This window comes from Ramlibacter algicola (genome assembly GCF_016641735.1).
In the GTDB taxonomy this organism is placed as follows: Bacteria; Pseudomonadota; Gammaproteobacteria; order Burkholderiales; family Burkholderiaceae_C; genus Ramlibacter; species Ramlibacter algicola.
In genome coordinates this window covers 3233473-3246537 of record NZ_JAEDAO010000001.1, presented here as the reverse complement: position 1 = coordinate 3246537, position 13065 = coordinate 3233473, and the positions used below count along the sequence as shown (strand labels likewise).

The window sequence follows — 13065 nt, the reverse complement described above, 5'->3', positions numbered from 1 at the left end:
TTCCACTTCGCCCGTCCCGATGACCCTCGCACGCCGCGCCTTGCTCCTGCTCGCCTTCGCCGCCACCGGCGCGTGGGCGGCCACCGGTCCGTACGACGAAGCCGCGGACGCGAAAGCGCAGGTGCAGGCGGCGCTGGCAGACGCGCAGCAGGCGAAGGTGCCGGTGCTGGTGGTCTTCGGCGCGAACTGGTGCCCCGACTGCCGCGTGCTGGACATGGCGTTCAAGGACGGCCAGTCGGCACCGTTGATCCAGAAGAACTTCCGCGTGGTCAAGGTCGATGTCGGCCGCTTCGACAAGAACACGGACATCGCCCAGCGGTATGGCGTGCCGCTGAAGAAGGGCATCCCGGCGGTGGCGGTGCTGGGTGCGGGCGGCAAGGTGCTGTACACGACCAAGTCGGGCGAACTCGCCGATGCGCGCGCGATGGGCGACAAGGGCATCTACGACTTCTTCACCAAGGTCGTCGCGCAGGCGAAGTGACGATGGAAGCGACGACCCGGCTGCCGATCGCGCGCCCCAGCTGGTGGGACTGGCTGCGCTGGGCCGCGGCGCTGGCCTTCAACGGCCTGGCGGCGTTTTTCTGGGCCCTGTTCGGGGCCGGTGCGGCCGCCAGTGGCGGCCATCCCGAGGGCGAGTTCCTGGTGCTGTGCGCCGCCGCTGCCGCGGTGCCGGCGGTGGTGTCGGCGGGCCTGGCGTTCAGCCGCCGCATCGAATGGGCGATCGCGTCCGCGTTCGCGACCATCCCGGCGCTGGTCGTCGGCATGCTCCTCTTCGCAGGTCTCGGCCGCTGACCGGCCGCTCGGCGCTCAGTGCGCCGCGAACGCCGTCTCGATCTCGTGCCCGATCGTCTCGGGCCGCACCGCTTCCAGCAACGCCGCCATCTCCGGGTCGTCCTCGTCGGACACGCCCAGCTTCTGCGCCATCGCGTGGATCAGCTTCAGCATCTTGGTGTTCTCCTGCTCGCACAGCAGGTCCAGCTGCAGTTCGAGCAGGTTGCGGCGCTCGGTCAGGCGCATCTCCTGGTTCTGGCTGATCAGGATGAAGGCGGACAGGAAGATCGCCTCCAGCGACACGCACAGCGTGAGGAACGTGAACGGGTACGGATCGAAATGCGGCAGGTCCGGCAGCGCGTTCCACGCGATCCAGCCGGCGAAGAACGCCGCATGCAGCCAGATGAAGGACATGCGGCCGCAGAACTGCGCGACCGGTTCGGCGATGCGTTCGCCCAGGTTGCGCTTGCGCTTGGACCACTGCTCCATCCGCCGGATGCGGTCGACGTTGCGGTGGATCAGGTCGCGTGCTTCCTTGCGGGCGCGGGTTTCACGATGCGTGGCGGTCATTCGGCACCTCCGGGGTCACGAGCCCGAAGCTTGCCATCATGTGGAAGTGATCGTCGTGCAATTGCGCTTCCATCGACGGGAGGCGGGCCAGGGGGATCCAGCGTGCTTCGGCGGCGTCGTCGCCGCCCTGCACGCGCGGCGGCGGCGCATCGCCGAGGTCGAAGAAGTACGTGTGCGTGATGACGCGCCCCCGCTGGCTGCGCTCGGGATGGTCGAACACCTTCACGCCGCGCAGCTTCTCGCGCGCCTGCCCGATCGTCAGCGGAATGCCGGTCTCCTCCACCAGTTCGCGCACCGCCGCTTCCTGCACGCCTTCGCGCGTCTCCAGGAAGCCGCCGGGAATCGCCCACAGTCCCTTGCCGGGCGCGCGACCGCGCCGCACCAGCAGCACGTGGCCACCCGCGTGCACCAGCGCGTCGACGGTCACGAGGATGACGGGGTAGGGCACCACCGACCAGATGCGGCGCTCCTTCCGGATCTGCCGCCAGTCGTCGCGCACGGTGGCGAAAGTGCCGCTGCGGATCCACTCGCGCAGGAACGCGGCGGCGTCGCGGGGCAGGTTGGCGTCCAGCGCCGCGAGCCCGCGCGACGGTTCCTCCGCGGCATAGAGCTGCTCCAGCCAGGCGCAGGCGGCGACGTCCGGATCGGTGCCGGCCACGCTGTCGAAGCGCCAGCCCGCCGGCAGGTCGTCCTCGTGCACTGGGGGCTCGCCCGCCACCACCCACTCGACGCCGCGCGCGCCGGAGGTGAGTGCGGCGAGGTCCTGCACCAGCCGCTGCCCGTCGTAGTGCTCGCGCACCGGCCGCACCTGCACGCGCTCCCGCTCGTCGTCGCGCAGCCCGGCCAGCAACATGCGCGCGCGCTCGTCCCAGGAAAACGGGTTCGCGGGCGTGGCGGCCTGGTGCGCGCGGCGCAGCGCGACGACGCAAAGTGGCGCACGTCCGAGCGCCGCCCGCACCAGCGCGAGATGGGCAGCCGTCGGCAGCACGAAACGGCCGGCGCACAGCGCGAGGGACGCGGAGGGTGTCATGCCGCGCCCGTCCACCACATCATTTCTCCACGAGGGTCTTGAGCGCGCCGGCCGCGTGGCCGGCCAGGCCGTGCGCGATCCAGTGGCGCGATTTGCTCGCCGGGTCCGGCTCGCACAGGTACATCTCACCCGCGGGCCGTGCACGCACGCGCAGGCCGGCCGAGCGCAACATGGCTTCGACGCCCGCGTGGTTGGCGACCCACCAGTTGCTCTCGTCGCCCGCGAAGCGGTGCTCGATGAAGGCCATCTTCGGCCAGCCCGGCGCGAGGAACGCGTCGCGCTCGTCCAAGGGACGGTCGCTCGTGTCCGCGGCCACGTCCTCGCCCGGCATCTCCAGCGTCTGGAACATGAGCAGCCGCCGGGTCTTCTGCGCCAGGATGTCCAGCGCCAGCAGCGGGTAGCGCAGGTGGTAGAAGACCCCCATGAACCACACGAGGTCGAAGCTCTCCTGCAGCGTGGCGACGTCGTAGACGCCCATCTGCCGGAACTCGACCTGCCGCTCGAGCCCGAACTGCCTCGCCGCCCAGCGCGCCTGCGCGAGGTACAGCGCCTCGACATCGATCGCCAGCACCGACGCACCGCGCTTCGCCAGCTCGAAGCTGTAGAAGCCCGCGTTGCAGCCGACGTCCAGCACGCGCCAGCCCGCCATGTCCAGCGGCAGGTGCGGCACGATGTCCAGCCACTTGAAGCGCGGGAAGTCGCCGCCGATGAAGCTGTCCGGCAGCGTCTGCACGCCGCCGGGGAGATGCAGGTTGTGGAACCAGGGGCCGAGCGCTTCGATCTTCCGCCGCAGTGCCGCCTCGCGCGGCGCGCGCGCCGCGCGTTCCAGCGTGTCCTGCTCCATCGTCATCGTGCCGGCTCCACCTGCAGGTCCAGCGCGTACCCCACGAGTTGCGCGGCGCGGTGCGCCGCCGTGTGTTCGGCCAGGATGCGCGCGCGCGCCCGTCGGGCCATCGCCTGGCGCTCGTCCTCGTCCATGCCGCGCAGCACGGCCAGCACTTCCGCCGGCGTGTGGGCCAGCACGATCTCGCGGCCCGGTGCGAACAGCGTCTCCAGCCCTTCCCAGCGGTCGCTGATGATCGGCACGCCACAGGCGGCCGCCTCGAACAGGCGCACGCTGGGCGACCAGCCGGCCGCGACCATGTCGGCGCGGGTGATGTTGAGCGTGAAGCGCTGGCGGTTGTAGAAGGCGCGGTGCTCCGCCGGCGGCAGGTGCGGGCGGTACTCGACGTTGCCCGGCCACTGGATGCTCACCGGGTACTGCGGGCCGGCGACGATGAAGCGGCCCTGCGCCCACTCGCGCGCGGGCTGCAGCAGCAGCCGGTCGACGCCGGGCTGGCGATCGTCGCTGTAGGTGCCCATGTAGCCGAGGTCCCAGGCCGCTTCCTGCGGCTCGGTGAAGTACAGGTGCGGATCGACGGAGCAGTACAGCACGCGCGCACGCGGCGAGCCGAACTCGCGCTCCAGGCGGCGCAGTGTCGGGCCGCCGGTGAAGGACAGGTACAGGCCGTAGCCGGCGACCTGGTCGGGCCGCAGGTAGTCGTGCTCGCCACGCGCCAGCCGCGCGAGCGTGACCGGCGTGTCGATGTCGTAGAAGGCCGCGGTGCCCGTCGCTTCGCGCTGCACCCAGTCGCCGACGGCCGCGCCTTCGGGCACGAACGAGCCGACGATGACCAGGTCGGCCGCGCGCACGTCGCCGGCGAACCGATCCTGCAGCTCGTCGCGCGTCGCGTAGAGCCCGGTGCGGCCCCACGGCGGGTCCGGCAGGTCGCGGTGGCTGGCGTACCAGGGCTTGTCGTGCTCGAGGAACAGCACGTCGTGGCCGGCGGCGACCAGTTCGCGCACCAAGGCCCGGTACGTGGTCGCATGCCCGTTGCCCCACGAGGACGTGATCGACAAGCCAAGGATGACGATGGACAGGCGCGTCATGCGAGCGTCTCCACTTCCGTGGCGCGGCCTTGCAGGACCTCGTCGAACAGCGCGGCCCGATGCGCATACGTGTGTTCGGCCAGCACGCGCTTGTACGCCGCCTGGCCTACTGCGCTGGCCCTGCTCGCGTCCAGCGCATCGACGATCGCGGCGACTTCGGCGCCGTCGTGCGCCACCAGCATCTCGGCCCCCGGCTCGAAGAACGTCTCCAGTCCTTCCCAGGCATCGGTGATCAGGCAAGCCGCGGCGCCCGCGGCCTCGAACACGCGCGTGGCGGGCGAGAACCCGTAGCGCGCCATGCTTTCGCGGCTGATGTTCAGCACCGCCAGCGGCGTGCAGTTGAACGCGTTGTGGTCGGCCGTGTAGACGTGGCCGAGGTTCTGCACGTTGGGCGGCATCGGCTTGTCGCCCCAGCCGCTGCCGCCGATCAGGAACCTGCGCTGCGGCAGGCGAGTGGCCGCGCGCAGGAAGAACTCCTCGACGCGTGCTTCGCGGTCAGGCAAGCGGTTGCCCAGGAAGCCGAGGTCGCCCTCGAAACTGGATTGCGGTGGCACCGGGTGGTGCGTGCTGGGGTCGAGCGCGTTGTAGATCGGCACGCACTCGCGCGCGCCAAAGCCGCGGTAGGCGCGCCGCACCGGCTCGCCGCCGCCGTAGGTCAGCACGAGGTCGTAGCGAGGAACCAGCGCGCGGAACGGGTCCCGCGCATCCGACTGCATGCGGTCCAGCGTGGCCGGCGCGTCGACGTCCCAGAACACGACCAGCGTGGACGGCCCCTGCAGGTCCAGGACCGCGCGTTCGAGCAACTCGTCATACACGCCGACGCCGCTGGCCTTCACCACCAGGTCGGCACCGCGCGCACTTTCCACCGTGCGCAACACCTCGGCTTCGTCCTGCGCGGAGTACACGACCACCTCGGCCCACGGCGGGTCGGGGATGTCGCGGTGCTTCTGCCGGTCGTACGCATCGGGCTCGTAGAAGGTCACGCGGTGGCCGCGCTCGTGCAATGCACGCACGATGCCGCGGTAGTACGTCGCCGCGCCGTTCCAGTAGGCCGACACGAGGCTGGAAGCGAAGAAGGCGATGTTCATCCGGGCTCTTTCATTCAGGCGGCGAGGATGGCGCGGGGCGCGCCCAGCTCGGCGTAGATGCCCAGCAGTTCGTCGACGCGATGGCTGCAGCTGTGGCGCGCCAGGATCGTCCGGCGGCCGTGGTCGGCGAGCGAGCGGGCCAGGCGCGGTTCGTTCAGCACGTTGCGCAAGTGCTCGCGCATCTGCGCGCCGTCGCGTGCGACCAGGAAATCCGCCCCCGGCTCGAACAGGCCCTCGACGTCGTCCCAGGGCGCGGACACCAGCGGGATGCCGCAGGCGAGCGCCTCGAACACGCGGATCGTCGGGATGCCGGGCAGCGCCTGCACGTACGGCCGTCGTGGCACGTGCACCGTGACGCCGTGGCGCGCGAAGACCGCCGGCGCTTCGTAGTTGGGCAGCCAGTTGCCGTAGGCGATGCCCGCGCCGCGCAGCGCGTCGAGCGCCTGCTGCGGATAGCGCACGCCATGCACCCTGGCCTTCAGGCCGAGGTCCTTCACCGGCCCCAGCAGGAATTCGTGCAGTTCGGCGGTGCGTTCGTCGTCGCCCCAGTTGCCGATCCACACCAGGTCGCCATCGCGGGCGCGCGCGGGGAGCGGCTTGAACATCCGCGTGTCCGCCGCCTCATGCCAGGTCCACGCGCGCTCCGCCCACCCGTGATGCCGGTACAGGTCGCGGATGACGGACCCGAAGGCGAGCACGCCGTCGTAGTGGCGCAGGTCGTAGGCGGCCATGCCCTGCGGCTCGGTCACGCTGCGGTGGTGCGTGTCGTGGAACAGCAGGCGGTAGCCGCCGTGGGCGCGCCGGTGCTCGCCGATGCGCTTCACCAGCGCGTGGTCGTTCCACTCGTGGACGATTACGAGGTCGGCGCGGTCCAGCGCGACGTCGAGGTCCAGGCGTGCGAGGTCGTAGGTGTGGCTGCGCAGGTGCGGGTAGGCGGCCGCGAATCCGCCCAGCGGCGCCTGGCCATGCTCGGCCACCAGGTTCCGCACGCTCCACGCGTTCGCGGGTTCGTACACCGCCACATCGTGGCCGCGTGCGAGCAGTTCCGTGCACACGCCGCGCAGGAAGTGCGCGTTGCCGTGGTTCCAGTCCGAGACCAGCGAATGGCAGAACAGGACTAGGCGCATTGCGCCTCCTCGACGAGCGGGGCGAAGACCGGCGAGAGGTCCGCGTAGGTCTGCAGGCAGGCGTCGGCCATCGCCTCCGTGGTGAAGTCCTGCGCGCGCTCGAGCGCGGCCAGCGCCAGTCGCCCGCGTGCGCCGTCGTCGCGGACCAGCCGCTGCAACGTCGCCCGCAGCGCGGCGTGGTCGTCGGGCGGGACATAGGTCGCCGCGTCGCCCCACACCTCGCGCAGGCTCGGAATGTCGCCCAGCACCAGCGCGCAGCCGGACAGCGCAGCCTCCAGCACCGACAGGCCGAATGGTTCGTAGCGCGCGGGATGGGCAAGGACCGACGCGGCGGCGAATTCGCGAGCCAGTTCGTGGGTGGCCAGCTCGCCCAGCGGCGTGACCGCGCGCGGTTCGATCACGCGACCGTCGGGCCGGGTGCACGAGCCGGCAAGGCGGACCGGCCACGGCAGTCCCGGCGCGACGGCGTCGAGCGCCGCGAGGTTCTTGGCGTCGTCCCAGAAGCGGCCCGCCGCCAGCACCACCGGGCGCTTGCCGCCGGGACGGAACAGCGCGGGACTGCGCCCGTTGGGCAGCACGCGCGCGCGCCGCAGCGACAGGCTGTAGTTGGGGGCGAGCGTGTCCAGCATCGCCTGCGTGGGCGCGGCAACGAGGTCGGCCCCGGACAGGCCCGCGGCGACGCGCGCGCGGTACAAGCCCCAGCTCGCCGGCGGCAGTTCGCCGTGCACGGCCTGCCACCAGGAGTAGACGCAGGAGTGCGCGACCACCACGCGCGGCGCGAGGAACGGCAGGCTGCCGAACGTGAACTGGTTCAGGTGCAGCAGGTCCGGCTCGACCTGGCGCTCCAGCCCGAGCAGCCACGCGCCGGCGAGCACCACGTCGTCCCAGGGATCGTCCATCCACTCCAGGCGCCACTCGCTGGCGTGCACCGTGACGCCCTCGCAACCAGCCACCTGCATGCGCTGGTGCGGCCGCATCGGCGCGCCCATCGTCGCCAGGTGCACGTCCACGCCGCGCCGGGCGAGCGCCCGCGCGAGATCCACCGCGTAGGTCCAGACGCCGCCGACGGTGTCGGCGGTCATCAGCACGGTGGGCCGTCGTTCAGCGTCCATAGATCGCATCCATCAGGGTGGCCACCTGCTGCAGGGATTCGATGGCGGGCTCGTAGCGGGCGCCGGCCTGCAGCCGCCGCGCCCAGTCGCACGCGGCGCGGCCGCCCCAGGCGTCCGGCGGCTGCGACAGCGTCGTCACCCGCGAGCCGTCGTAGCGCTCGGCGACGAAATCGAAGAAGGAGCCGTTGCGGTTGCGCATCGAGGCGCCGCCGCGCTCGCCATGGAAGTGCGCTTCGATGATCGCGTCGCGGCCGGCGGAAATCTCCCAGGAGCAAGCCAGCCGGATGGCCGTTCCCTCCGCCGTCTCGATCGTCGCGATGGCGTAATCCTCGACTTCGTCCGGTCGCACAGGCAGCCGCCGGCCGCGCGCGAACAGGCTGCTCGACACTTTCGCCGCCGGCGGTGCGCCCAGCACCCACAAGGCGAGATCGACCAGGTGCGTGCCCAGGTCGATCGCGCAGCCGCCACCGGCCAGCTGCATGTCGCGCGCCCACCCCTTGTTGGGGCCGTACGCGTTGTGGAACACCAGGTCGATCGCATAGACCTTGCCGATGGCGCCTTCCACGACCTCGTTGCGGATGCGGCGCATGGCTTCGGTGTGGCGGTACGACAGGTCGCAGCCGAGAAGCCGATCGGCCTCGCGGGCCGCATTGAGGATCGCCCGCGTTTCCTGCGCCGTGCGTGCGAGCGGCTTCTGGCAGAACACCGCGACCTTGCGCTCCAGCGCCTGCATCGCCTGCTGCGCATGCAGAGCACTGGGCGTGGCGATCACGACGCCGTCGAGCGTGTGCGCCAGCAGCTGGTCGAGCGTGTCGACGACGGCGGCCTGCGGCGCGAGCTCGCGCGCCTTGGACTGCACCTCGGGCGAGGGATCCGCGATGGCGACGACCTCGCACAGCTGCTCGTCGAGCAGCGCCTGCAAGCGGTGCTGGCCGATCCAGCCGATGCCGAGGAAACCGAGTCGGGGCAGGCTCATGCGAGCACCAATGCCTTCATGAACCCCTGCGGCCGCGTGCGTGTCAGCTCCAGCGCGTCGCCCAGCTTGTCCAGCGGCAGCCGGTGCGTGTACAGCGGTTCCGGGTCGAGCACGCCTTCTTCCATCAGCCGCACTGCTTCGTGCATGCCGTCGATGTAGGCCTGCGGGTCGCGCTCGTGCGCGTTGATGACGTCCAGGCCGCGCCAGTTCCACAGCTGCACGTTGACCTGCCGCATGCCGTCCTGGTGGTAGCCCGCGATCACCAGCCGGCCGCGGACGGCGCACATCTCGCTGGCCAGCTGCAGTGGCCATTCCAGGCCGGTGCATTCGATGACCCGTTCGCACCACCGCTCGCCGGTGAGCTGCTTCACCTGCTCGAGCACGCGATGGTGGTCGTCCATCACGACGGCGTGCTGCGCGCCGAAGCGGCGCGCGAACCCGAGCGAATCGGCGCGGCGCGAGACGGCGATCACGCGCGCGCCGGCATGCGTCGCCAGCTGGGTCAGCAGCGCGCCGAGAAAGCCGATGCCGACGATGGCCACCGCCTGGCCGGCGCGGATCTCGCTGCGTTGGAAGATGTTCACCGCGCAGCCCAGCGGCTCGCCGGGCACAGCCTTGCCGTCGAGCGAAGCCGGCAGCCTCACCACCGCCTTCGCGTCCGCGAGGTCGTACTCGGCATGGGCACGGTAGGTGAGGGCGGCGACGCGGTCGCCGACGGCGAGCCCCGTCACGCCGTCGCCGAGCGCGGCGACGCGGCCCCAGCCTTCATGTCCCGGGCCGCCCGCGTCCTGCGGGTACCGGAACCACTCGCGTCCTTCCCAGACCGGGATGCTGGACGCGCACACGCCCGAGCCTTCGAGCCGCAGCAGCACCTGGCCGGGGCCGGGCTCGGGACGGGCGGCGTCCTGCAACTGCGCGACCTGGGGCGCCGTGATCACGCATGCCTGCATCCGGTCGATCCTTCAGTGCACGGCGTGCAGCGGCGCCGGCTGCGGGCGGCGGTGCACCAGCAACCATTCGTACAGCCGCGCGATGCCTTCGCTGGCCCGCACGCGTGCGCGCCAGCCCGTGGCGTGCTCGTAGGCACGGGTGTCGCTCACGTAGTAGCGCTGGTCGCCGGTGCGCCAGGCATCGAACGAGGTCGCGGGGCGGCGGCCCGACAGCGCCTCGATGCGGTCGAGCAGGTCGAGCAGGCTGATCGTGTTGGCGGGCCCGCCACCGATGTTGAAGGCACGGCCCGCCAGCTGCTCCGCGTGCTGCTCGGCCAGCAGGAACGCGTTGACGAGGTCGTCGATGAACAGGATGTCGCGCACCTGCTTGCCGTCGCCGTACAGCGTGATCGCCTCGCCGCGTTGCGCGCGCAGGATGAAGTGCGCCACCCAGCCCTGGTCCTCGGTGCCGAACTGCCGCGGGCCGTAGATGCAGCTCATGCGGAACACCATGGTCAGCAGGCCGTAGCTGCGCGCGTAGTCCAGCACGTACTGGTCCGCCGCGCCCTTGGAGCAGCCGTAAGGGCTGTGGAAGTCGAGTGGCCTTGCCTCCGACACGCCACGCGCGCGGATGGCCAGGTCGGTCGGCTGGTAGTGCTGGTCCAGGCACTGCAGTTGCAGGTCGCCCAGGCCGCCGTAGACCTTGTTGGTCGACGTCATGAGCACGAAGGGCGGTACCGGGCGCGCGCGCGCTGCTTCCAGCACATTGAGCGTGCCCTGCGCGTTGACGAGGAAGTCTTCGCGGGGAAGGTCCAGGCTGGTGGTCACCGCCACCTGGGCCGCGAAATGGAACACCTGCGTGGTGCCGGCGACGGCCTGCGTCACCGCCTTCTCGTCGCGGATGTCGGCGATGACGACCTGCACCCGGTCGCCGTGCTGCTCGCGCAGCCACTGCAGGTTCAGCTCGACGCCGGGACGCGTGAGGTTGTCCAGCACCCGGACCTTGCGGCCGGACGACAGCAGGCGATGTGCGAGGTTGCAGCCGATGAAGCCCGCGCCACCGGTGATGAGCGTGAGTTGTTCGCTCATACGGTCAACCCCCGCCGGGCCAGTTCCGCCGCGGCCTGCGACACGCGGTCCACGGCGGCCTGCCCTTCCAGCCACGCGGCGAGTTCCGCCATGCCGTCCTCGATGGTCACCTGCGGCTCGTAGCCCAGCACGCGCCGCGCCCTGGAGATGTCGGCGAAGCAGTGGCGGATGTCGCCGACGCGGTACTTGCCGACGATCTCGGGCTCGATGCCCTGCTTGCCCATCACCTGCGCCAGCTTGCCAGCGACGTCACGTACCGTCAGCGGCCGGCCGCTGCCGATGTTGAACACGTCGCCGGTCGCCTGCTGCGACTCGAGCGCGAGCCGGCAGCCGCGCGCGACGTCGTAGACGCTGACGAAGTCGCGCTGCTGCAGGCCGTCCTCGAAGATCTTCGGTGCACTGCCGTTGAGCAGGCGCGACGCGAAGATGGCGAGCACGCCGGTGTATGGATTCGACAGCGCCTGCCGCGGCCCGTACGCATTGAAGAAGCGCAGCGCGACGGCCGGGAAGTTGTAGGCGCGGCCCGTCATCAGGCACATGCGCTCCTGGTCGTACTTGGACAGCGCGTAGATGGAGGCCAGCGCCGGCGGCTTCGTCTCCGGCGTCGGCACGGGCATGAGCACGCTGCCATCCGGCGCGTGCAGTTCCCAGTCGGCCTGCTTCAACTGCTCGAGCGATCGTTCACCGGCTTCGCAGGCCTGCCCAGCCGTGTTTCGATACAGGCCTTCGCCATAGAGGCTCATGCTCGAAGCGACGACGAGCTTGCGTCCCGGCTCCTGGATCATCTGCTCCAGCAGGACGGCGGTGCCGAGATTGTTCACGCGCGTGTAGTGCGCGAGTTCGTACATGCTCTGGCCGACGCCGACGGCGGCCGCGAAGTGGAACACCGCGTCGATGCCCTGCAATGCCTTGCGTACCGCTTCCTTGTCGCACACGTCGCCGACCTGGACTTCGACGTCCGGCGCGAGATAGTCGGGGCGTTTGCGCTGCTCGCCGTGCACCTGCGGATCGAGGCCATCGAGCACCCGAATGCGGTATCCGTTGGCGAGCAATTCGTCGGCCACGTGCGACCCGATGAAGCCTGCTCCGCCCGTGATCAGAACGTGTTTCATCTCGGCCGTACTTCCGGTTAAGTGCTCGATCCATGTTATGCAGGTAAGTACCTCGCGTGGCGATCCTTGGCAGCTCGGCAGAAGAAAATATTTGCAGTGATGAGCAGGAAACCTGCATCGCTGCGCACCCTCGCTGGCTACGATGAAGCAACCGGTGTTCGCGGCAGCGGGAAGGAGCAGTCCATGTCCAGGATCAGGGTGGCCATCATCGGCGTCGGCAACTGCGCGTCGTCGCTCGTCCAGGGCGTGCACTTCTACCGTGATGCGAAGGCCGACGAATTCGTGCCGGGCCTGATGCACGTGGACCTCGGTGGGTACCGCCCCGGCGACATCGAGTTCACCGCCGCCTTCGACGTCAGCGCGCACAAGGTCGGCCTCGATCTCGGTGCCGCGATCTACGCCGAGCCAAACAACACGATCCGCTTCGCCGACGTTCCGCCGCTGGGCGTCGAGGTGTCGCGCGGCATGACGCACGACGGGCTGGGCAGCTACCTGAAGGACGTGGTGCCCAAGTCCACGCGCAGCACCGACGACATCATCGGCATCCTGAGGGCGACGAAGACGGACGTCGTCGTGTCGTACCTGCCCGTGGGTTCGGAAATGGCGACCAAGTGGTACGTCGAGCAGGTGCTCGAAGCCGGCTGCGCGTTCGTCAACTGCATCCCGGTGTTCATCGCATCGCAGCCGTACTGGAACAAGCGCTTCGCGCAGCGCCGGCTGCCCATCATCGGCGACGACATCAAGAGCCAGGTTGGCGCCACCATCGTGCACCGCATCCTCACCGACCTGTTCCGCAAGCGCGGCGTGCGCCTGGACCGCACCTACCAGCTCAACTTCGGCGGCAACACCGATTTCCTCAACATGCTGGAGCGCGAGCGGCTCGTGTCCAAGAAGGTGAGCAAGACGCAGGCGGTGACCAGCCAGCTGGGAAACGCCATGGACGCGAAGGACGTGCACGTCGGCCCGAGCGACTACGTGCCGTGGCTGCAGGACCGCAAGTTCTGCCACATCCGCATGGAAGGCACCGGCTTCGGCAACGTGCCCCTGAGCGCCGAGGTGAAGCTGGAGGTGTGGGACTCGCCGAACTCCGCCGGTGTCGTGATCGATGCGATCCGCTGCGCGAAGATCGCGCTGGATCGCGGCATCGGCGGCGCGCTGAACGGGCCCTCCAGCTACTTCATGAAGTCACCGCCGCTGCAGTTCACCGACGACGAGGCGCGCGAATTGGTCGAGGCCTTCATTCGTGGGGACGAGCTCACGCTCAAGCCGCGCGCTCCTACGACCGCGCCCACCGACGAACCCAGCCCCGCCGAATCGCCGAAGGCCGCCTGA

The 13065-nt window shown here is 70.2% G+C and carries 14 protein-coding genes; 3 read left to right on the top strand and 11 right to left on the bottom strand.

The features are described from left to right. The first annotated feature begins 19 nt into the window (after positions 1–19). Positions 20–481, top strand: coding sequence for a thioredoxin family protein (locus tag I8E28_RS15845; RefSeq protein ID WP_200789045.1), 462 nt, complete (start codon positions 20–22; stop codon positions 479–481). Between the two features lie 2 nt (positions 482–483). After that, on the top strand, positions 484–792 hold the full coding sequence (locus I8E28_RS15840) for a hypothetical protein (protein ID WP_200789043.1): 309 nt from the start codon (positions 484–486) through the stop codon (positions 790–792). A gap of 15 nt (positions 793–807) precedes the next feature. On the opposite strand, the gene I8E28_RS15835 is transcribed toward I8E28_RS15840, so the two are convergent. Genes I8E28_RS15835 through I8E28_RS15785 form a run of 11 tightly spaced genes read right to left on the bottom strand, consistent with a single transcriptional unit; the run spans position 808 to position 11733 of the window. Beyond that, positions 808–1341 carry a DUF1003 domain-containing protein gene (locus tag I8E28_RS15835; protein ID WP_200789042.1) on the bottom strand — a complete coding sequence of 178 codons (534 nt, stop codon included), beginning with the start codon at positions 1339–1341 and terminating at the stop codon, positions 808–810. Continuing rightward, positions 1322–2371, bottom strand: coding sequence for an NUDIX domain-containing protein (locus I8E28_RS15830; RefSeq protein ID WP_200789040.1), 1050 nt, complete (start codon positions 2369–2371; stop codon positions 1322–1324). Before I8E28_RS15830 ends, I8E28_RS15835 begins: the two co-directional genes overlap by 20 nt. A gap of 19 nt (positions 2372–2390) precedes the next feature. Further along, positions 2391–3221 (bottom strand): TIGR04290 family methyltransferase, encoded by an 831-nt coding sequence (locus I8E28_RS15825; RefSeq protein ID WP_239027253.1) that lies wholly within the window; start codon positions 3219–3221, stop codon positions 2391–2393. Then, positions 3218–4300: a CgeB family protein gene (locus I8E28_RS15820; protein WP_200789038.1), complete on the bottom strand. Its 1083-nt coding sequence runs from the start codon at positions 4298–4300 to the stop codon at positions 3218–3220. The genes I8E28_RS15825 and I8E28_RS15820 overlap by 4 nt, the downstream gene beginning before the upstream one ends. Then, on the bottom strand, positions 4297–5388 hold the full coding sequence (locus tag I8E28_RS15815) for a CgeB family protein (protein ID WP_200789036.1): 1092 nt from the start codon (positions 5386–5388) through the stop codon (positions 4297–4299). The genes I8E28_RS15820 and I8E28_RS15815 overlap by 4 nt, the downstream gene beginning before the upstream one ends. Positions 5389–5402: 14 nt before the next feature. Beyond that, positions 5403–6515 carry a CgeB family protein gene (locus I8E28_RS15810; RefSeq protein WP_200789034.1) on the bottom strand — a complete coding sequence of 371 codons (1113 nt, stop codon included), beginning with the start codon at positions 6513–6515 and terminating at the stop codon, positions 5403–5405. Then, positions 6506–7627, bottom strand: a complete 1122-nt coding sequence (locus I8E28_RS15805; RefSeq protein WP_200789032.1) for a glycosyltransferase family 4 protein — start codon at positions 7625–7627, stop codon at positions 6506–6508. The genes I8E28_RS15810 and I8E28_RS15805 overlap by 10 nt, the downstream gene beginning before the upstream one ends. Next, positions 7617–8603 carry a Gfo/Idh/MocA family protein gene (locus I8E28_RS15800; RefSeq protein ID WP_200789030.1) on the bottom strand — a complete coding sequence of 329 codons (987 nt, stop codon included), beginning with the start codon at positions 8601–8603 and terminating at the stop codon, positions 7617–7619. Before I8E28_RS15800 ends, I8E28_RS15805 begins: the two co-directional genes overlap by 11 nt. Next, complete coding sequence (locus I8E28_RS15795; RefSeq protein ID WP_200789028.1) at positions 8600–9553, bottom strand: MDR/zinc-dependent alcohol dehydrogenase-like family protein; 954 nt, start codon at positions 9551–9553, stop codon at positions 8600–8602. The genes I8E28_RS15800 and I8E28_RS15795 overlap by 4 nt, the downstream gene beginning before the upstream one ends. A gap of 12 nt (positions 9554–9565) precedes the next feature. Further along, on the bottom strand, positions 9566–10621 hold the full coding sequence (locus I8E28_RS15790; RefSeq protein ID WP_200789026.1) for an SDR family NAD(P)-dependent oxidoreductase: 1056 nt from the start codon (positions 10619–10621) through the stop codon (positions 9566–9568). Next, positions 10618–11733, bottom strand: a complete 1116-nt coding sequence (locus tag I8E28_RS15785; protein ID WP_200789025.1) for an NAD-dependent epimerase/dehydratase family protein — start codon at positions 11731–11733, stop codon at positions 10618–10620. The genes I8E28_RS15790 and I8E28_RS15785 overlap by 4 nt, the downstream gene beginning before the upstream one ends. Positions 11734–11916: 183 nt before the next feature. Between I8E28_RS15785 and I8E28_RS15780 the strand changes: the two genes are divergently transcribed. Further along, positions 11917–13065, top strand: coding sequence for an inositol-3-phosphate synthase (locus tag I8E28_RS15780; RefSeq protein ID WP_239027252.1), 1149 nt, complete (start codon positions 11917–11919; stop codon positions 13063–13065).